Origin of the sequence: Streptomyces sp. CB02056, assembly GCF_001905545.1 — a bacterium.
Lineage (GTDB): Bacteria > Actinomycetota > Actinomycetes > Streptomycetales > Streptomycetaceae > Kitasatospora.
This window is the reverse complement of sequence record NZ_LIPD01000025.1, coordinates 71,926-89,307: the sequence shown is the minus strand read 5'-3', so window position 1 is coordinate 89,307 and position 17,382 is coordinate 71,926. Positions and strand designations below refer to the sequence as shown.

The following is a 17,382-nucleotide window of genomic DNA, read 5'->3' as shown; positions in this document are numbered from 1 at the left end:
GCCGAACAATTCTTCAGAAGAGCCCCCATCCGGGTCCCGGATGGGGGCTCTTCGCGTTTTCAGGGCCGGGGCGAATCTATTCGTCGGAGTCGGATTCGGGCTGCGGCTTCTCCGTGGGCGCCTGCCCCTGGGCCTGGGCGGGTTGCTGGGCATCGGGCCGCGGCGCCTGGGGTGCCTGAGGAGCCGATGACGGCTGATCCGACGGTTGGGCCGTCGCCTGGACCTGGTCGGCGGGAGCCGCCGGGGCCTCCGCCGTCCCCCAGGCCGGCCGGCTGAGCCACTTGTCCGCGCTGTTGGTGAGACGGGCGACGCCCGTACCGTCCGGCCGCATGCTGTAGAGGTCGGCGCCGGTGCCGGCGGGCGCCTGGGCGAAGACGATGGACTTGCCGTCGGGAGCGTAGGCGGCCGCGCCGTAGAAGGCGTCCGAGGGCGCGGGGGTGAGGGCGCCGACGGCGCTGCCGTCGGAGTGGACGGTGTAGATGCCGCCGCCGGGGGCGTTGTCGGGGCCGGCCGGGTAGGTGGTGAAGAGGATCTGGGTGCCGTCGGGGGACCAGTCCGCGCGGTCGCCGGCGCGCAGTTCCCAGGGGGTGAGCTGGCGCAGCCCGGTGCCGTCCGCGCTGACCACGTAGATGGCGCGGCTGTTGGCGGGCTGCCCCGTGGCGCTGGTGCGGTACTCGAAGGTGAGCTGCTTGCCGTCGGGGGACCAGCTGGGGTTGCTGACCGCGCCGGAGTAGGGCTTGTCGTTGGTGAGGAAGGTGAGCCGCTGGACGTCGGTGCCCTCGGGGGTCATCAGGTAGAGGTCGGAGTACTGGATCTGGTGGCTGCCGGACGGGTCCAGGGCGCCCCAGGAGCGGCTGAAGGCGACCTGCTTGCCGTCGGGGGAGAAGGCGGGGGCGCGTTCGTCCTCGTTGGCGCAGTCGGCGGTGCCGCTGTCGCAGAGCTGGTTGACCTGGTGCTCGGGGCCGCCGGCGGTGAGGACGGTCCAGAGCCGGGCGGTGCCGGTCTGCGGGTCGGTGCGGTCGAAGGCGATGGTGGCGCCGTCGGGGGACCAGTCCGGGCGGTCGTCGAGCGCGCGGGCCGGCGGCTGGGTGACCTGGTGCTGGCCGGTGCCGTCGGGGGAGAGGGTGACGATCGCGGTGCTGGTGCGGGCGGCGTCGGTGTAGGCGCGGCTGACGATCAGCCCGTTGTGCGCGGCGGCCGCGGGGGCTCCGACGGCCGCGCCGACCACGCCGGGGGTCGCGGCGGGTGTCGCCTCGGGGGTGGCGGTGGGGGTCTCCGGCCGGATCTCCGAGAGCGGGATCTCCCCGGGTTCGGCCCCGCAGCCGGTGAGCAGGGCGCCCAGAAGCAGAAGGCCCGCACCGGCGCTCGCGCGGGTGCGGGCCCTGCCCGTGGGTGACTGCCGTGTGCCGGTGGTGATCCGTGCCATCTCCGCCTCCGAGACTCTCGACCGCTCCGACGTGTGCCCCCGCCGAGGATTCAGGACGAAGGCCCCTGAAAGGAGCTGTCACTGTGTCAGACGGGGGACGTCGGCGGTCCGGCGACACGCGACGGACCGCGCTCGCTCGATCGCACGGAGTAGAGGGGAGTGGAGGGGAGAGGAACAGAGGGGAGCGGAGCGGGCCTCAGCCCCGGGTGGCGCGGCGCTCGGCCTTGGCGAGGGCCTCCGCCTCGTCCTCGGCCTCGGCGACCTCCAGGGTGGGCGCGGTGCCGCCGAGCTGGGCGGGCAGCCACCAGGTGTCGTCCGGGCCGGAGGGCTTGCCGGGGTACTCGCGCTGGGCCTGGTCGAGCATCTCGCTCATGGCGGCGCGCAGCCGCCGGGTGACCATCACGGGCTTGTCGTCCGGCCCGAGGTGGATCGGCTCGCCGATCATGATGGTGACCGGGACGTGCCGCTTGGTGAGGGTCTTCGGGCGGCCCTTGGTCCAGAGCTGCTGGGTGCCCCAGAGCACGACGGGCAGCAGCGGGGTGCCGGAGTCGGCGGCCATCCGGGCGGCGCCGGTCTTGAACTTCTTGAGCATGAAGGAGCGGCTGATGGTCGCCTCGGGGAAGACCCCGACCACCTCGCCGGCCTTGAGGGCGCGCACGGCGGCCTCGTAGGCGGGCTGGCCGTCGGTGCGGTCGACCGGGATGTGCTTCATGCCGCGCATCAGCGGGCCGGAGATCCGGTGCTTGAAGACGTCGTCCTTGGCCATGAAGCGGGTCTTGCGCTTGCCGCCGCGGTACGCGCCGAGGCCCGCGAAGAGGAAGTCCAGGTAGCTGATGTGGTTGCTGACCAGTACCGCTCCCCCCCTGGCGGGGATGTGTTCGGCGCCCACGATCTTGATCCGCACGTCGAGCGCGCGGAAGGCGGTGAGTGCGGCGCCGATCACCGGCGGGTACACGAACTCTGCCACGGTCAGTCCTGACTTCCACGGGCCGGAGCCCGGTTCGGCGGGTACCCGCTCCGTTGCGCGGGCGGTGCCGACCGGAGTACGGCACTCCGCGGCGGTCACGGGTGATTCACGGAGATGATCCCCCGAACGAGTGCCTGCTGTCACCTGAGGCGTGCGGTCAAGTGAATATTGCCGATGTGATCTCCGTGATGAATTCGAACGGGAACTTTTCGGCCGCTCGCATCAGGCGCGGGAGGTGAGGCGGCCCTGGGCGTGCCGGACCAGGGGGTAGAGCTCGCAGCCCACGGAGTAGCCGAACACGGCGTTGGCGAAGGCGGCGGTGAGGGCGGTCGAGGCGCCCATCACGCCGAGCCATGTCACCTCGGTGCAGTAGCCGAGGGTGCCGACCGCGGCGAAGACCATGAGGACGCCCTGGTCGAGGCGGAGCGGCCGTTCGTCCTCGGTGGCGGAGGGCGGTGCGAGCCGGGGCAGCACGAGCGCCTGGAACAGCCGGACGTACGGGGCCAGGCGCAGGCCGCCGAACGAGCCGAGGGCGAAGACGAGCGTCTGGGCTCCCAGTAGCGGGCAGCTGCCGGTGGCCAGGACGAGGGCCAGGACGATCGCGGTGAGCGCTGCGGCTAAGCGGGGACCGCGGGGATCGGTCTGCAACGGGGCTCCGGGTGGTCGCGACGGGCGGCGGCAGCGGCGGGGCGTCAGCGCCGTCGGTGGACGGTGGTCCTGGCCGGGGCGATGACGCGGCGGCGGACCGGCGGCGGCATCGGGTGGCGGTCGGAGTCCATCGGCCGATCGTACGTGTCCCGGCCCTGGCGGTCGACCGTGTTTCGGGCGCCGCGGGCGCTGCCGCAGACTGGGGGGATGACCGGGCCGACGGCGTGTGTTGTCGTGCCTCGACGGGGCCGGTCCCGGCCCGCCGTGGCCAGAGGTGACGGGCCGGGAGTGACGGGAGGACGAGGGTGAGCACCGAGGACGGGGCGGACGCGGTACCGCGGTCGGACGCCGTACGGCTGTCGGGGGCGGAGCTGGGCGGGCCGCTCGGCGCGCGGGCGACGCTGGTGCAGTTCTCGACGGCCTTCTGCCAGCCCTGCCGGGCCACCCGGCGGGTGCTCTCGGAGGTGGCAGGGATGGTCGACGGGGTGGAGCACATAGAGGTGGACGCCGAGGAGCGGTTGGAGCTGGTCCGCCGGCTGGAGGTCCGGCGGACGCCGACCGTCCTGGTGCTGGACGGGGAGGGCCGGGTGGTGCGTCGGGCGGCGGGCCAGCCGCGCCGGGTGGACGTGATCGCGGCGCTCGGTCGCGTGGTGTGAGCAATCCGGCCGCAGGTGTTCCGCCCCGGCGGGTGGAGTCGGCCCCGCGCTGGGGCAGGATGGGCACAGGCGGCGGGAGCAGCCGCACGGCATAAGCTACTGGCCAGTAGTGACCACTGCACTACCGGCGAGTATGCTGCCAGGAAGTTCCGGACCGGCACGGGAATTCGCTGCCCGGAGCGGGTGCGTGCCGTGTTCGCGCCCGCTTGCACCGCCGCAGCCGCCGGACGAGACCAGTACAGGAGACAGGCCGTGAGCTTGAGGATCGTTGTCTGTGTGAAGCACGTGCCGGACGCGACGGGTGACCGTCGTTTCGCGGACGACCACACCACCGACCGGGAGGGTGTGGACGGCCTCCTGTCGGAGCTGGACGAGTACGGCGTGGAGCAGGCGCTGCGGATCGCGGAGGCGAACGAGGGCGCCGAGGTGACGGTGCTGACGGTGGGGCCGGACGACGCGAAGGACGCGTTGCGCAAGGCGCTGTCGATGGGTGCGGACAAGGCCGTGCACGTGAACGACGAGGACATCCACGGTTCGGATGTGGTCGGGACGTCGGCGGTGCTGGCGAAGGCGCTGGAGAAGGCCGGGTTCGACCTGGTGATCGGTGGCATGGCGTCGACGGACGGTTCGATGGGTGTGCTGCCGGCGCTGCTGGCGGAGCGGCTGGGTGTGCCGCAGGTGACGCTGCTGTCGGAGGTGTCGGTCGAGGGCGGCGTGGTGAAGGGTCGTCGGGACGGTGACGCGGCGACGGAGCTGGTGGAGGCGGCGCTGCCGGCGGTGGTGTCGGTGACGGACCAGTCGGGTGAGGCCCGGTACCCGTCGTTCAAGGGGATCATGGCGGCGAAGAAGAAGCCGGTGCAGTCGTGGGACCTGGACGACCTGGGCATCGAGGCGGACGAGGTCGGTCTGGCGGGTTCGTGGACGGCGGTGGAGTCGGTGGCGGCGCGTCCGGCGCGGACCGCGGGCACGGTCGTCAAGGACGAGGGCGAGGGCGGCAAGTCGCTCGCGACCTTCCTCGCCGACCAGAAGTTCATCTAGTCCCACCCGTTCGCGAACCCAACGATCGATCAGGAGCAACGAATCATGGCTGAGATCCTGGTTCTGGTGGACCACGCCGACGGCGCGGTGCGCAAGCCGGCCCTGGAGCTGCTGACCCTGGCCCGCCGTATCGGTGAGCCGTCCGCCGTCGTCCTGGGCGCCGGTGCGGCCGCGGCCAGCATCGCGGCGAAGGCCGGCGAGTACGGTGCGGTGAAGGTGTACGTCGCCGACGGTGCGGAGTTCGCCGACCAGCTGGTCGTCCCGAAGGTGGACGCGCTGGCGCAGATCGCCAAGGCGAACGACGTGGCCGCGGTGCTGGTGACGTCCTCCGGTGAGGGCAAGGAGGTGGCCGCGCGCGTCGCGCTGCGGATCGGCTCCGGCATCATCACCGACGCCATCGACCTGGAGGCCGGCGACGGCGGTCCGGTCGCCACCCAGTCGGTGTTCGCCGCGTCCTTCCAGGTGAAGTCCAAGGTCACCAAGGGCGCGCCGGTCATCACCGTGAAGCCGAACGCCGTCGCCCCGGAGGCCGCTCCGGCCGCCGGCGCGGTGGAGGACGTCGCCGTGGCGTTCACCGGCAACGCCGCCAAGGTCGTCTCGCGCACCCCGCGGGTGTCCTCCGGCCGTCCCGAGCTGACCGAGGCCGCGATCGTGGTCTCCGGTGGCCGTGGTGTCGGTGCCGCCGAGGGCTTCGGCGTGGTCGAGGAGCTCGCGGACGCGCTGGGCGCGGCCGTCGGCGCCTCGCGTGCCGCGGTGGACGCCGGCTGGTACCCGCACAGCAGCCAGGTCGGCCAGACCGGCAAGCAGGTCTCCCCGCAGCTCTACATCGCGGCGGGCATCTCCGGCGCGATCCAGCACCGGGCCGGCATGCAGACCTCGAAGACCATCGTGGCCGTCAACAAGGACCCCGAGGCCCCGATCTTCGAGCTGGTCGACTACGGCGTGGTCGGCGACCTCTTCCAGGTGCTGCCGCAGCTCACCGCCGAGGTGAAGGCCCGCAAGGCCTGATCCGCGCGGAAGGTTCGGAGGGCGTGGTGCCGGGTGCCCGGTGCCGCGCCCTCCGTCGTACCCGGCCGTCCCCGGTCCTTCCCCGGCCTTCCCGGTCGTTCTCCGCCGTCGCCGGCCCCGCTCGCCGTCCCCGGCGCGCGGCGGGCCGGGCGGCGGCCCGTAGAGTCGGCGCCGGCGCGTGGCGCACGGGCGCGGCGCGGTGGTGATGGACGAGGCGAGGACGGTGGCATGGCACTGCTGACGGCACTTCAGGGCGGTTTCGGCGACGCGGCGGACGCGCTGCGGATCGACGGTCGGACGCTCTCCCGGGAGGACCTGCTGGGCGCGGCGACCGCCGTCGCCGACCGGGTGGCCGGCGCCCCGGCGCTCGCGGTGCTCGCCCGGCCCACCGTCGAGACCGTCACCGCCGTGGTCGGCGGCCTGCTGGCGGGCGTCCCGGTGGTGCCGCTGCCGCCCGACTCGGGGCCCAAGGAGCGCGAGCACATCCTGCGCGACTCGGGCGCGGCGCTGCTCGCGCACGCCGTCGGGGAGGTGCTGCCGCAGGACACCTCGGTGGCCGGGCTGCCGGTCGACCCCGCGCGGCGCTCCACCACCAGCTACGCCGAGCCCGCCGCCGGGTCGACCGGCTTCGTGCTCTACACCTCGGGCACCACCGGCGCCCCCAAGGGAGTGGTGATCCGGCGCGAGGCGATCGCCGCCGACCTGGACGCCCTCGCCGCCGCCTGGCAGTGGACCGCCGAGGACACCCTCGTCCACGGCCTGCCGCTGTTCCACGTGCACGGGCTGCTGCTCGGCGTGCTCGGCGCCCTGCGCACCGGCAGCGGACTGGTGCACACCGGGCGGCCCACCCCGGAGGGGTACGCGGCGGCGGGCGGCAGCCTGTACTTCGGGGTGCCCACCGTGTGGTCCCGGCTGGCGGCGGACCCGCAGGCCGCGGCCCGGCTCGCCCCGGCCCGGCTGCTGGTCTCCGGCAGCGCGCCGCTGCCCGTGCCGGTGTTCGAGAAGCTCGCGGCGCTCACCGGGCACGCCCCGATCGAGCGGTACGGGATGACCGAGTCGCTGATCACCGTCAGCACCCGGGCGGACGGCGAGCGGCGCCCCGGCAGCGTCGGGCTGCCGGTGGAGGGGGTCCGCACCCGGCTGGTCGGCGAGGACGGCGCGCCGGTGCCGAGCGACGGGGAGAGCGTCGGCGAACTCCAGGTCTCCGGGCCGACGCTGTTCAGCGGTTACCTCAACCGGCCGGACGCGGACGCCGAGGCGTGGACGGCGGACGGCTGGTTCCGCACCGGCGACGTCGCGGTGATCGGGGCGGACGGCTTCCACCGGATCGTCGGCCGCGCCTCGGTGGACCTGATCAAGAGCGGCGGCTACCGGATCGGCGCGGGCGAGGTGGAGGCCGCGCTGCGCGACCACCCGGCGGTCGCCGACGCGGCGGTGGTCGGCGTGCCGGACGAGGACCTCGGACAGGCGATCGTCGCGTACGTCATCCCGGACGGCGCCGTGACGGGGGAGCAGCTGACGGCCTTCGTGGCGGAGCGGCTCTCGGTGCACAAGCGGCCGCGCCGGGTCGTCCTGGTGCCCGAACTGCCCAGGAACGCCCTGGGAAAGGTGCTGAAGAAGCAGCTGCTGGCGGAGGCCGGCGGCCGCTGAGGAGAGGGCGGTCGGACGCCCCCTCGGATGACGGGTGTTCACCCTGATGCGCCGTCGGTGCTCACCACCCGTGACCCTTCCATTGGCGCACTCCACTGCGCGCAGTGAGCGGACGCGTGCCTAACGTGACACGCAGGCAGGGCCGACCCCCCGGGCGGCACGCCGGCGGCTTCCGGTCGCAGGACCGGAAGCCGCGGTGTGCCGGGCGGGGGCCCTGCCGACAAGCACGGCCAGTCCTGGCCGGTCACAGCAACCCGCTGCAAATCCGCAGCGATCCGCAGCGATCCGCAGCAGTGAAGGAAGTCAGCACGATGACCACCGTCAACACCGGCGCGCCGGAGGCCGCCGGCGAACCGACCGGGCAGCAGGACGCTGCCACCGTCCGTCCCTCCCGTCCGTCCCGCGGCGCGCGGCTCCGTCGGGGGATAGGCATGGTGGCCGTGATCGCGACCAGTGCGGGCCTGATCGGCCTCGGCACCGGTGTCAGCCCCGCGGCCGCCGAGCCCGCCCCGGCGCACGCCGGCTGGGACGGCTCCCGGTACTGGTTCAAGAACAGCCAGGGGCAGTGGCGCTGGACCTCGCACTACGACGTCTACGTGCAGCGCACCGGAGGCGGCTCCTCGTCCGCCGCCAGGACCACGACCACGTCCTCCGGCGGGATCACCCAGGGCTGGGACGGCTCGCGCTACTGGTTCCGCAACAGCAGGGGCGAGTGGCGCTGGACCTCGCACTACGACATCTACCTGGAGCGCACCGGAGGCGGCTCCTCCTCGGACTCCCCGGGCTACGTCGACGACTCGGTCGCCGAGGACCGGGACGTCGAGACCGCCGTGCAGTTCGCGCTCTCCCAGCTGGGCGTGCCGTTCCGCCGGGCCGGCAACGGGCCGGACGGCTACGACTGCTCGGGCCTGGTGCAGCAGTCCTTCCGGCGCGGCGGGATCAGCCTGCCGCGGGTGGCCAACGACCAGTACGCGGCGACCACGCCGATCGGGGCCGGCCAGCTGCGCCGCGGCGACCTGCTGTTCTGGTCGCCGGACGGGACCGCCCGGGGCATCCAGCACGTGGCCATCTACCTGGGCGACAACAGGTACGTCGAGGCCGCGCGGCCCGGGACCAACATCAGGATCTCGGGGATCAGCAGCGGCTACTACCCGTCGTACATGGGGCGCCCGTAGCGGGGCCGCCGTCCGCCCGTCGGGGGTGCCGGGTCCGCCCGGTGCCCCCGACGGGGGTGTCCTCGTCGGTCCGGGCCGAGCCCGGGGCGCGCGACGCCCGCTCGGCCCGACGCCCGGTCAGAGGTCCGTCGGGCGGGGCAGCGCGCCGCGGGCGCCGAGGCCGGTGACGGCGAAGGCCCCGGCGGCGACGGCGGTGGCGGCCGCGTCGGGCAGCGCGGCGCCGCGGGCGAGTGCGGCGGCGAGGGCGCCGCAGAAGGCGTCGCCGGCGCCGGTGGTGTCGACCACTCGGACGGTCGGGGCGGGCAGCCGGGTCGGCGTTCCGTCCACGACGACCAGCGCGCCCTCGCCGCCGAGGGTGACCACGGCGCCCTCGGCGTGTTCGGCCAGCGCCCGGGCGGCCCCGGTGACGTCGGCGGCGCCGGTGAGCTGGCGGGCCTCGACGGCGTTCGCGACGACCAGCGGGCGGCGTCCGGTGGGGCCGGCCTCCGGCAGGGTGCTGGCCGGGGCGGTGTTGTGCAGCCAGCGGGTGCCGCCCGAGGGGCCCGCGGCGGGCAGCGCGGCGGCGGTCGCGCGGACGCACTCCGCGGGGACCTCGTTGCTGGTCAGGACCACGTCGACGGGGAGCAGCCGGAGGCGGGCGAGCGCGGCGGTGACCTCCTCCGGGGTCAGGTGGGCGTTGGCGCCGGGGAGGACGACGATGCTGTTCTCGCCGGCCGGGTCGACCATGACGATCGCCTGACCGGTGGGCGCGTCCGGGTGGGTGAGGACGGCGCCCGTCTCGACCTGCGCGCCCCGCAGGTCGGCACGCGCCGCCTCGCCCTCGGCGTCCCGTCCGACCTTGGCGACCAGGTGCGTCGCCGCCCCCATCCGGGCCGCCGCCACCGCCTGGTTGGCCCCCTTGCCGCCGAAGCCCCGGGTGGCGGCGGTGGCGAGGACGGTCTCGCCGGGGGAGGGCAGCACGGGGCAGCGGAGGATGCGGTCGGTGTTGACCGAGCCGATGACGACGACCCGACCGGCGGGAAGCAGCTTCATCGTTCCTCTGTACGCGGTGGGGCGCGGGCGGCGCAAGGAGGCGGGCGGTGGCGGTCGAGCGCAGGGCGCGTACGGGCCGAGCCCGGGGCGCGCGCGGCGCACGGGGGCGTACGAGTGGGGGGCGTGCGGAGCGTGCGCGTGGGGCGTGCGGGGCGGGTCGACCCACCAGGCATCCTGTGCCCTAGCAGTGGCGAAGGGGTGCAATTTTGATGTAGACCGGTCTGCATATTTCCGCGTACGGGCGTCTGACCTGGGCACATGCCGCTGTCACGGGGCAGATCGGAGCGTGCGGGCGGGCGCGCCGGGGAGGCATGGGGAGCGGCGTGGCGCGGGTACCACCACGGGTGGCGCTGGTTCGACCAACGGGGGCGCTGCCCGGTGCGAACGGCATCGGGGGAAGTCGAGGGCAGGGGACGTTGTGATCGTCTGGGTCAATGGCACATTCGGGGCGGGCAAGACGAGCGCCTGCCGCGAGCTGGTGGAACTGCTGCCCGGGAGCGTGCTCTTCGATCCCGAGCTGGTGGGCTTCGGCCTGCGTCGGATGCTCCCGGCCGACCGGCTGGCGACGGTGTCCGACTTCCAGGACCTGGCGGCCTGGCGCCGGCTCGTCCCCGAGACGGCGGCGGCGCTGCTCGGTGAGGTCGGGGGCCCGCTGGTGGTCCCGATGACCCTGCTCAGGGAGGACTACCGGGACGAGATCTTCGGGGACCTGGCCTCGCACGGGATCACGGTGCACCACGTCGTGCTGGACCCTGAAGAAACGATCCTGCGCGACCGCATAGCCCACCGCGACGAGTGCCCGGGCGACCCGGAGGGCAGCGAGCGGGTCCGCGCCTGGTGCCTCGAGCACCTGCCCCGCTACCGCGCCGCCCGCCGCTGGCTGGTCGGGGACGCCCGGATGATCGACACCAGCGGGATCTCCCCCCGGGAGACCGCGCACCGGATCGCCGAGCTGGTCCGGGTCGGCGCCGCCCGCTGCCCGATCGTCCAGACCCCGGACCCGACCGGCGACACCGTCGCCTCCGCCGTCCTGTTCTTCGACGAGCAGGACCGCGTGCTGCTGGTGGACCCGGTCTACAAGCCCGACTGGGACTTCCCCGGCGGCGTGGTCGAGCGCGGCGAGGCCCCCACCGACGCCGCCCTGCGCGAGACCGCCGAGGAGCTGGGCCTGCGCCTGGACCCGTCCGCGCTGCGCCTGCTCGCCGTCGACTGGGAGCCGCGCACCGGCCCGCGCCGCGGCGGCCTGCGGCTGATGTACGACGGCGGGCTGCTGGACGAGGAGGGCCGGCAGCACCTGCTGCTCCAGCAGGAGGAGCTGCGCGGTTGTCGCTTCGTCACCCTGGACGAGGCCGGGGAGCTGCTGCCCCCGGGACGCTACCGGCGGCTGGCGGCGGCGCTGGACGCGCGGCGGAGCGGCGAGCTGCGGTACCTGGAGGCGGGGAGCCGGGTGGCCGTGGGGCTGGCGAGCACGGCGGACGCGGCGTAGCGGCCGGTCGGCGCGGGGCCGGGGGCTGGTGGAGGGACCGTGGTGCGCCTCCCGGCGCGGCGTGCCGCGGTCCCGGGCGGCAGGATGGGGGCATGCCCTTCACGTTGAGCCACCCCGCCGCCGTCCTGCCCCTGCTGCGCGCCGCCGGGGCGCGCGGGCCCCTGGTGGCGTCGGCGCTGGTCGCCGGATCGATGGCGCCGGACGTGCCGTTCTTCGCCGAGTCCCTGCTGCCCGGGGTGTACGGCCAGGGCGGGCTCACGCACCGCTGGTGGGCGGTGCCGACGGTGGACGTGGCGATCGCCGGCGCGCTGGTGGCCGGCTGGCACGGGCTGCTGCGCGGGCCGCTGGTGGCGCTGCTGCCCGAGCGGTGGGCGGGCGGCGCCGAGGCGCTGACCGTCCGGCGGGCCGGGAACGCCGCAGGCCCCGCGGACGCCGGTGCGGTCGGTGGCGCGGCGTGGTTCGCGGCCTCGGCGGCGATCGGGGCGGCCACCCACGTCGGCTGGGACGCCTTCACCCACGGGGACCGGCTGGGGGTGCGGCTGCTGCCCGTCCTGGACCGCCCGGTGGCCGGGGTCCCGCTGTACGAGGCGCTGCAGTACGGCAGTTCGGCGCTCGCCCTGGCGGCGCTGGGCGGTTGGGCGGCGCGGGCGGTGCGGGCCGTCGAGCCGGTGCGGCCGACCGTGCGGCTGGCGCCCCGGGCCCGGCGGGCGGCCGTCGCGACGCTGGGCGCGGCGACGGCCGCCGGGGTGCTGCACCGGCTCGCTCCGCTGCGGCGGAACCTGGTGCCGGAGGTCTGCTTCGGCGCCGGGGCCGGGCTCGCGGTGGGCGCGGTCGGTTACGCGGCGGTGCTGGCGGCCGCCCGCCGGTTGCGCGGCGGGCGGCCGGACGTCCTCCGCGAAGAGCCTCGGGACGTCGCTGCGAAGGTCCGTCAGACGGAGCGCAGTTCGGCGTAGCGGCGGAGGAACAGCGCCTCGGTGAGGGCCATCTGCTCCAGCTCCCGCGGGTCGACGCTCTCGTTGACCGCGTGGATCTGGGTGGTCGGCTCCTCGACGCCGATCAGCACGATCTCGGCCTGCGGGTAGAGCGAGCGCAGCGTGTTGCAGAGCGGGATCGAGCCGCCCTCGCCGGAGGCGACCATGGCCGTTCCGAAGGCCTCGGCCATCGCCTCGCCCATCGCCTCGTACGCCGGGCCGCTGGTGTCGGCGCGGAACGGGGCGCCGTTGCCCTGGCGCTCGACGGTGAGCCGGGCGCCGAGCGGGACCTGCGCCTCCAGGTGGGCGACCAGGGCGTCCTGGGCGGCGCCCGCGTCCGTGCCCGGGGCGACGCGCAGGCTGATCAGGGCCTTGGCGGTGGCCTGGACGGAGGAGGTGGCGCCGATCACCGGCGGGGCGTCGATGCCGAGGACGGTGACGGCCGGGCGGGCCCAGAGGCGGTCCGCGAGGGTGCCGGTGCCGGTCAGGGCGACGCCGTCGAGCACCTTGGCGTCGGAGCGGAACTGCTCCTCCGGGTACTGGACGCCGGTCCAGGTCTGGTCGGCGGTCAGGCCGGCCACCGCGACGTCGCCGTTCTCGTCGTGCAGCGAGGCCAGCATCCGGACCAGGGACTGGAGCGCGTCGGGGGCGGCGCCGCCGAAGGCCCCGGAGTGCAGGTTGCCGGCCAGCGTGGTGACGGTGGCCTCGACGATCGTCATGCCGCGCAGCGAGGTGGTCACGGTGGGCAGGCCGGGGGCGAAGTTGCCGGTGTCGCCGATGATGATGGCGTCGGCGGCGAGCAGCTCGGGGTGGGCCTCGGCGTAGCGCTCCAGACCGCCCGTGCCCTGCTCCTCGGAGCCCTCGACGATGATCTTCAGGCCGACCGGGTAGGCGTCGCCGTGGACCTGACGCAGCGCCCGCAGCGCCGTCAGGTGCATCAGGATGTTGCCCTTGCAGTCGGCGGCGCCGCGCCCGTACCAGCGGCCGTCGCGCTCGGTCAGCTCGAAGGCGGGGCTGTGCCAGGCGTTCTCGTCCAGCGGGGGCTGGACGTCGTAGTGGGAGTAGAGCAGGACGGTCGGCGCGCCCTCGGGGCCGGGCAGCTCGCCGTAGACGGACTGGGTGCCGTCCGGGGTGTCCAGCAGCCGGATGCCGGTCAGGCCCTCGGCGGCGAAGGCGTCGGCGACCCAGCGCGCGGCCTTCTCGCACTCCTCGACCGGGAACTGGCGCGGGTCGGCGACCGACGGGAAGGCGACCAGCTCGGCGAGGTCGGTGCGGGCACGGTCCATCAGGGATCGGACGGCGTCGGCCAGGGGCTGTGACATCGGGGCTCCGGGGGGACGGTCCGCCCTTGGGGTGGTGCGGGCGGAGGAGGCGGTTTGCGGTAGTGCCGATCATAGGTGGAGCGGAACAGGGAGTTCCGAGGGTGGGCCGCGGACCGGGCCTCAGGGGGAGGGGCCGCCTTCGGGCGGGCCGTACGGCCGGGTGGCGCCGGTGCGGGGGCGGCGCGCTCGACCGGCGCGGCCGGACGCATAGGATTGCTCGACGTGACTGACTCCGGAAGCTCCGATTCCCGTAGCCCGCTCGACAGCCCGGCCGAGGGCGGTCCGACCGACGACGCGGCCGCGCCGCTGGACGGCGTCTGGGACGTCGTGGTGGTCGGCGCCGGACCGGCGGGCTCCTCGGCCGCGCACGCCGCCGCGGCCCAGGGCCGCCGGGTGCTGCTGCTCGACAAGGCCGAACACCCCCGGTACAAGACCTGCGGCGGCGGCATCATCGGCCCCTCCCGGGACAGCCTGCCGCCGGACTTCCGGTTGCCGCTGCAGGACCGGGTGCACGCCGTCACCTTCGCCTACAACGGGAGGTACACCCGTACGCGGCGGTCCAAGCGGATGCTGTTCGGCCTGGTCAACCGGGACGAGTTCGACCTGCGCCTGGTGCAGGCGGCCAAGCAGGCCGGGGCGGTGCTGGTCACCGGAGTGACCGTCACCGGCGTCGAGCAGCGCGGCGGGGAGCACCGGACGGCCCTGGTGACGGCCGCCGACGGGCGCACCTTCGAGGCTCGCGCGGTGGTCGGCGCGGACGGCAGCGCGAGCCGGATCGGCCGGCACGTCGGCGTCACCTTCGACCAGATCGACCTCGGCCTGGAGGCCGAGATCCCGGTGCCGGCCCAGGTCGCGGCCGACTGGGCGGGCCGGATCCACCTTGACTGGGGCCCGCTGCCCGGCAGTTACGGCTGGGTGTTCCCGAAGACCGAGACCAGCAGCCTGACCGTCGGCGTCATCTCGGCGCGCGGCGACGGCGAGCGGACCAAGCAGTACCTCGCCGACTACATCCGCCGGCTGGGCCTGTCCGGGTTCACCCCGCAGGTCGAGTCCGGGCACCTGACCCGCTGCCGGACCGAGGACTCGCCGCTCTCCCGCGGCCGGGTGCTGGTCGCCGGGGACGCGGCCGGACTGCTGGAGCCGTGGACCCGCGAGGGCATCTCGTACGCGCTGCGCTCGGGCCGGCTGGCCGGTGAGTGGGCGGTGCAGGTCGCCGAGGCGGGCAACGCGGCGGCGGTGCGGCGCGAGGCGCTGAACTACGCGTTCGCGGTCAAGGCCGGGCTGGGCGTGGAGATGCGCGCGGGCAAGCAGCTGCTGGGCGCCTTCGAGCGGCGGCCGTACCTGTTCCACGCGGCGGTCTGCCTGGTGCCGCCGGCCTGGCGGGCCTTCGCCCGGACCACCCAGGGGCACACCTCCTTCGCCCAGGTGCTGCGGCAGTACCGGGCCGCGCGGCGGCTGGCGTCGATGGCCTCGCGGTAGGGCGGCCGTCGTGGCGTCGTGGCGTCGTGAGCTCGTGACGCTGTGGAGCGGGGCCGGTGTCCCTCCGTGCGCGGGAGGGGCACCGGCCCCGCTTCCCTTGCGGGGAGCGCTACTTGAGCCCGGTGTCCAGTGCGGACATCAGGGTGCCGGACGGGGTGTCGCCGGACATCTCCCAGATCATGCCGCCGAGCAGGTTCTTCGACTTGAGGTAGGCGGTCTTCTGCGAGATCGACCAGGCGTCGTCGAAGGTCCACCACTGCCCGCCGGCTCCCGTGTAGCCGTACGTCGCAACGGACTTGGGGTCGTGGTAGACCTTGAGGCCGGAGAGGCTGGTGATCAGGTTGTTGTACCCGCGGGTGCCGGCCTCGTCGCTGAACTGGCCGGGTGCGGCGCCGTTCGCGGACTGCCAGGCGCCGTTCGCGCCGCCGTCCGCGACGGTCTGCCAGCCGCGCCCGTAGAACGGGAAGCCGATCGTCAGCTTGCGCGGGTTGACCCCGGCGTTCAGGTACGTCTGGACGGCCGTGTCCACGCTGAAGTGGGTGGCGTAGGGGTCGTTCGGGTCCTGGTAGAGGTTGGAGGCGTGGCCGGTGCGGTTCGGCTCCCAGGAGTTGTCGCTGCCGGAGCCGTGGAAGTCGTAGCCCTGGACGTTGGCGATGTCCAGCGAGCCGAAGATCTTCGAGAGGTCCCAGCCGGCCGCGACCTTCGCCGGGTCGGCGGGGGTGAAGGCGGTGAGCAGCTTGTGCGAGCCGCCCAACGCGTCCAGCTGCTTGCGGAATTCGGCCAGCAGCAGGGTCAGGTTGCCCTTGTCGTTGGCGCTCCAGTGGTTGCCCGGGTGGCCGTCGGCGGAGCCGGGCCACTCCCAGTCGAGGTCGATGCCGTCGAAGATGCCCGCTGCCACGCCGTCGCCGCCGGCGCCGTTGTAGGCCGGCAGGTTGCCCTTGATCCAGGTGTCGACGCAGGACTTGACGAACTTCTGGCGGGACGCGTCGGTGGCGGCGGCGTCGGAGAAGTACTTGGAGTAGGTCCAGCCGCCGAGCGAGACGACCACCTTCAGGTTGGGGTACTTGGCCTTCAGCTTCTTCAACTGGTTGAGGTTGCCGCGGAGTTTGCCCCAGCCGTCGTCGGCCACGCCGTCCACCGACTGGTCGGCGCTCATCGCCCGGCCGTAGTCCGCGTCGGCGTCACCGGCGCCGGTGCCCTGGTCCGGGTCCTCCGGGTTGGCGGTGGTGCCCTTGGTGACGCCGGCCTGGCAGGTCAGGTTGACCGGATCGATGTTCTCGAAGGCGTAGTTGACGACGTCGAGCTTGGCGGCGGCGCCCGAGGTGTCCAGGTTCTTGACGAAGTACTGGCGGCCGTAGATGCCCCACTGGACGAAGTAGCCGACCCGGGCGTACTTCCCGGCGCCGACCAGGTCCGAGGTGGTCACGGTGAGCGGGGCGGAGGCGGGCGAGGCGTTGTCGGCGGCGTCCCGGGCCTTCACGGTGAACGTGTAGGCGGTGGACGGGGAGAGGCTGCCGACGGTCGCGCCGAGCGTGCTGCCGGTGACCGTGGCCACCAGGGTGCCGCCCTGGTAGACGTCGTACGCGGCGACCCGGACGTTGTCGGTGGCGGCGTTCCAGGCGAGCGTCACGTCCGTCGAACCAACCGCGGTGGACCGGAGGTTGGCCGGCGCCGTGGGCGGCGAGGTGTCGGTGGACGGGTCGAAGGTGGACGCGGTGACACCCGCGCTGAGCGGGCCGGTGTTGCCGCGGCTGTCCTTGGCGCGGACGGTCAGGGTGTACGAGGTGGCCGGGGTGAGGCCGGTGACCAGCACGCCGGTGGACGGGCTGGAGGCGAGCACCGTGCTACCGCTCAGCACGTCGTAGGAGGCGACCGGGAAGTCCCCGCCGGTGGCGGCCGGCCAGCTCAGGGCGAGCGTGTGCGCGGTGGACTCGGTGACCGTCGGGGTGCCCGGCGCGGATGGCGGGACGTCCGCGCTGCCGTCGCACTTGTCGCCGTTGACACGGCAGTTGAGCGGGGCGGTGACCGGGCCGTTGCCGACGAACCAGAAGCTGTACGGCTCGGTGGTGCCGTGGGCGTTGACGGTGGAGTTGTAGAACGCCGCGGTGGCGGTGACGTGCCGGCCGTTCACGGTGGCGGTGCCGTTGTAGCTGTTGCCGATGGTGACGCCGGCCGGGAGGTCGAACTCCAGGGTCCAGCCGCTCACCGCGGTCGCGTTGTCGTTGTGGACGATGTAGGTGCCCTGCCACCAGGAGCCGTTGTCGGCCGTGGTGAAGGTGGCGGTGAGCTTTCCGGCGGCGTTCGCCGGGGCGGCCAGCGCGGTGAGCGCGGCGAGGGGCAGGAGCAGGACGGAGAGCAGTGCCAGCAGTCTGCTGCGCACGCGCGGGCGCCCGGCCCGGGATCGAGCGGACATGGTTCTCCCTGTGACTGTGGGGGTTGAACAGGGTGACGTAGAACCTTGGTTGATCCGTGCGGTTGATCCGTGTGCGATCGATGCCTGTGCCGTGGGGAGGCAAGGCATGGG

At 74.2% G+C, this 17,382-nt stretch carries 14 protein-coding genes; 8 read left to right on the top strand and 6 right to left on the bottom strand.

Going from position 1 to position 17,382, the window contains the following annotated elements; genetic code table 11:
- Positions 1 to 76: 76 nt before the first annotated feature.
- The 3 genes from AMK13_RS39590 to AMK13_RS39580 form a co-directional block, all read right to left on the bottom strand.
- A complete protein-coding gene (locus AMK13_RS39590; RefSeq protein WP_074006384.1) occupies positions 77 to 1,426 on the bottom strand; it encodes a PD40 domain-containing protein in 1,350 nt (449 codons plus the stop codon).
- 196 nt (positions 1,427 to 1,622) lie between these two features.
- Positions 1,623 to 2,393, bottom strand: coding sequence for a lysophospholipid acyltransferase family protein (locus tag AMK13_RS39585; RefSeq protein WP_074006383.1), 771 nt, complete (start codon positions 2,391 to 2,393; stop codon positions 1,623 to 1,625).
- 222 nt (positions 2,394 to 2,615) lie between these two features.
- Entirely contained in the window at positions 2,616 to 3,041 is a 426-nt protein-coding gene (locus AMK13_RS39580) for a DUF4395 domain-containing protein (RefSeq protein WP_049656482.1), read from the bottom strand.
- A gap of 305 nt (positions 3,042 to 3,346) precedes the next feature.
- Between AMK13_RS39580 and AMK13_RS39575 the strand changes: the two genes are divergently transcribed.
- From AMK13_RS39575 to AMK13_RS39555, 5 genes are all read left to right on the top strand, one after another.
- Positions 3,347 to 3,697 carry a TlpA family protein disulfide reductase gene (locus AMK13_RS39575; RefSeq protein ID WP_049656479.1) on the top strand — a complete coding sequence of 117 codons (351 nt, stop codon included), beginning with the start codon at positions 3,347 to 3,349 and terminating at the stop codon, positions 3,695 to 3,697.
- 252 nt (positions 3,698 to 3,949) lie between these two features.
- Positions 3,950 to 4,735, top strand: a complete 786-nt coding sequence (locus AMK13_RS39570; RefSeq protein WP_049656477.1) for an electron transfer flavoprotein subunit beta/FixA family protein — start codon at positions 3,950 to 3,952, stop codon at positions 4,733 to 4,735.
- Between the two features lie 45 nt (positions 4,736 to 4,780).
- Positions 4,781 to 5,743: an electron transfer flavoprotein subunit alpha/FixB family protein gene (locus AMK13_RS39565; RefSeq protein ID WP_074006382.1), complete on the top strand. Its 963-nt coding sequence runs from the start codon at positions 4,781 to 4,783 to the stop codon at positions 5,741 to 5,743.
- A 228-nt stretch (positions 5,744 to 5,971) separates the two neighbouring features.
- Positions 5,972 to 7,393: an acyl-CoA synthetase gene (locus AMK13_RS39560; RefSeq protein WP_074006381.1), complete on the top strand. Its 1,422-nt coding sequence runs from the start codon at positions 5,972 to 5,974 to the stop codon at positions 7,391 to 7,393.
- Between the two features lie 311 nt (positions 7,394 to 7,704).
- Positions 7,705 to 8,568 (top strand): C40 family peptidase, encoded by an 864-nt coding sequence (locus AMK13_RS39555; RefSeq protein WP_074006380.1) that lies wholly within the window; start codon positions 7,705 to 7,707, stop codon positions 8,566 to 8,568.
- A gap of 117 nt (positions 8,569 to 8,685) precedes the next feature.
- Here AMK13_RS39555 and AMK13_RS39550 read toward each other — a convergent pair whose 3' ends face one another.
- Positions 8,686 to 9,600 (bottom strand): PfkB family carbohydrate kinase, encoded by a 915-nt coding sequence (locus AMK13_RS39550; protein ID WP_074006379.1) that lies wholly within the window; start codon positions 9,598 to 9,600, stop codon positions 8,686 to 8,688.
- A 418-nt stretch (positions 9,601 to 10,018) separates the two neighbouring features.
- On the opposite strand from AMK13_RS39550, the gene AMK13_RS39545 reads away from it, so the two are divergent.
- A complete protein-coding gene (locus tag AMK13_RS39545; protein ID WP_049660630.1) occupies positions 10,019 to 11,086 on the top strand; it encodes an NUDIX hydrolase in 1,068 nt (355 codons plus the stop codon).
- A 92-nt stretch (positions 11,087 to 11,178) separates the two neighbouring features.
- Entirely contained in the window at positions 11,179 to 12,039 is an 861-nt protein-coding gene (locus AMK13_RS39540; protein ID WP_074006378.1) for a DUF4184 family protein, read from the top strand.
- On the opposite strand, the gene AMK13_RS39535 is transcribed toward AMK13_RS39540, so the two are convergent.
- Positions 12,015 to 13,379, bottom strand: coding sequence for a dipeptidase (locus tag AMK13_RS39535; protein ID WP_049650959.1), 1,365 nt, complete (start codon positions 13,377 to 13,379; stop codon positions 12,015 to 12,017). The two genes, AMK13_RS39540 and AMK13_RS39535, sit on opposite strands and share 25 nt — an antisense overlap.
- Before the next feature lie 222 nt (positions 13,380 to 13,601).
- Between AMK13_RS39535 and AMK13_RS39530 the strand changes: the two genes are divergently transcribed.
- The gene (locus AMK13_RS39530; RefSeq protein ID WP_079272936.1) at positions 13,602 to 14,858 is read left to right on the top strand and encodes a geranylgeranyl reductase family protein; all 1,257 of its coding nucleotides are present in this window, start codon (positions 13,602 to 13,604) and stop codon (positions 14,856 to 14,858) included.
- Positions 14,859 to 14,967: 109 nt separating this feature from the next.
- On the opposite strand, the gene AMK13_RS39525 is transcribed toward AMK13_RS39530, so the two are convergent.
- Complete coding sequence (locus tag AMK13_RS39525) at positions 14,968 to 17,271, bottom strand: glycosyl hydrolase family 18 protein (RefSeq protein WP_074006377.1); 2,304 nt, start codon at positions 17,269 to 17,271, stop codon at positions 14,968 to 14,970.
- Positions 17,272 to 17,382: the final 111 nt, after the last annotated feature.

Coding starts and splice junctions, on each gene's coding strand:
- AMK13_RS39590 (WP_074006384.1), bottom strand. CDS start 1,426: ATGGCACGGATCACCACCGGCACACGGCAGTCACCCACGGGCAGGGCC.
- AMK13_RS39565 (WP_074006382.1), top strand. CDS start 4,781: ATGGCTGAGATCCTGGTTCTGGTGGACCACGCCGACGGCGCGGTGCGC.
- AMK13_RS39560 (WP_074006381.1), top strand. CDS start 5,972: ATGGCACTGCTGACGGCACTTCAGGGCGGTTTCGGCGACGCGGCGGAC.
- AMK13_RS39555 (WP_074006380.1), top strand. CDS start 7,705: ATGACCACCGTCAACACCGGCGCGCCGGAGGCCGCCGGCGAACCGACC.
- AMK13_RS39550 (WP_074006379.1), bottom strand. CDS start 9,600: ATGAAGCTGCTTCCCGCCGGTCGGGTCGTCGTCATCGGCTCGGTCAAC.
- AMK13_RS39540 (WP_074006378.1), top strand. CDS start 11,179: ATGCCCTTCACGTTGAGCCACCCCGCCGCCGTCCTGCCCCTGCTGCGC.
- AMK13_RS39535 (WP_049650959.1), bottom strand. CDS start 13,379: ATGTCACAGCCCCTGGCCGACGCCGTCCGATCCCTGATGGACCGTGCC.
- AMK13_RS39525 (WP_074006377.1), bottom strand. CDS start 17,271: ATGTCCGCTCGATCCCGGGCCGGGCGCCCGCGCGTGCGCAGCAGACTG.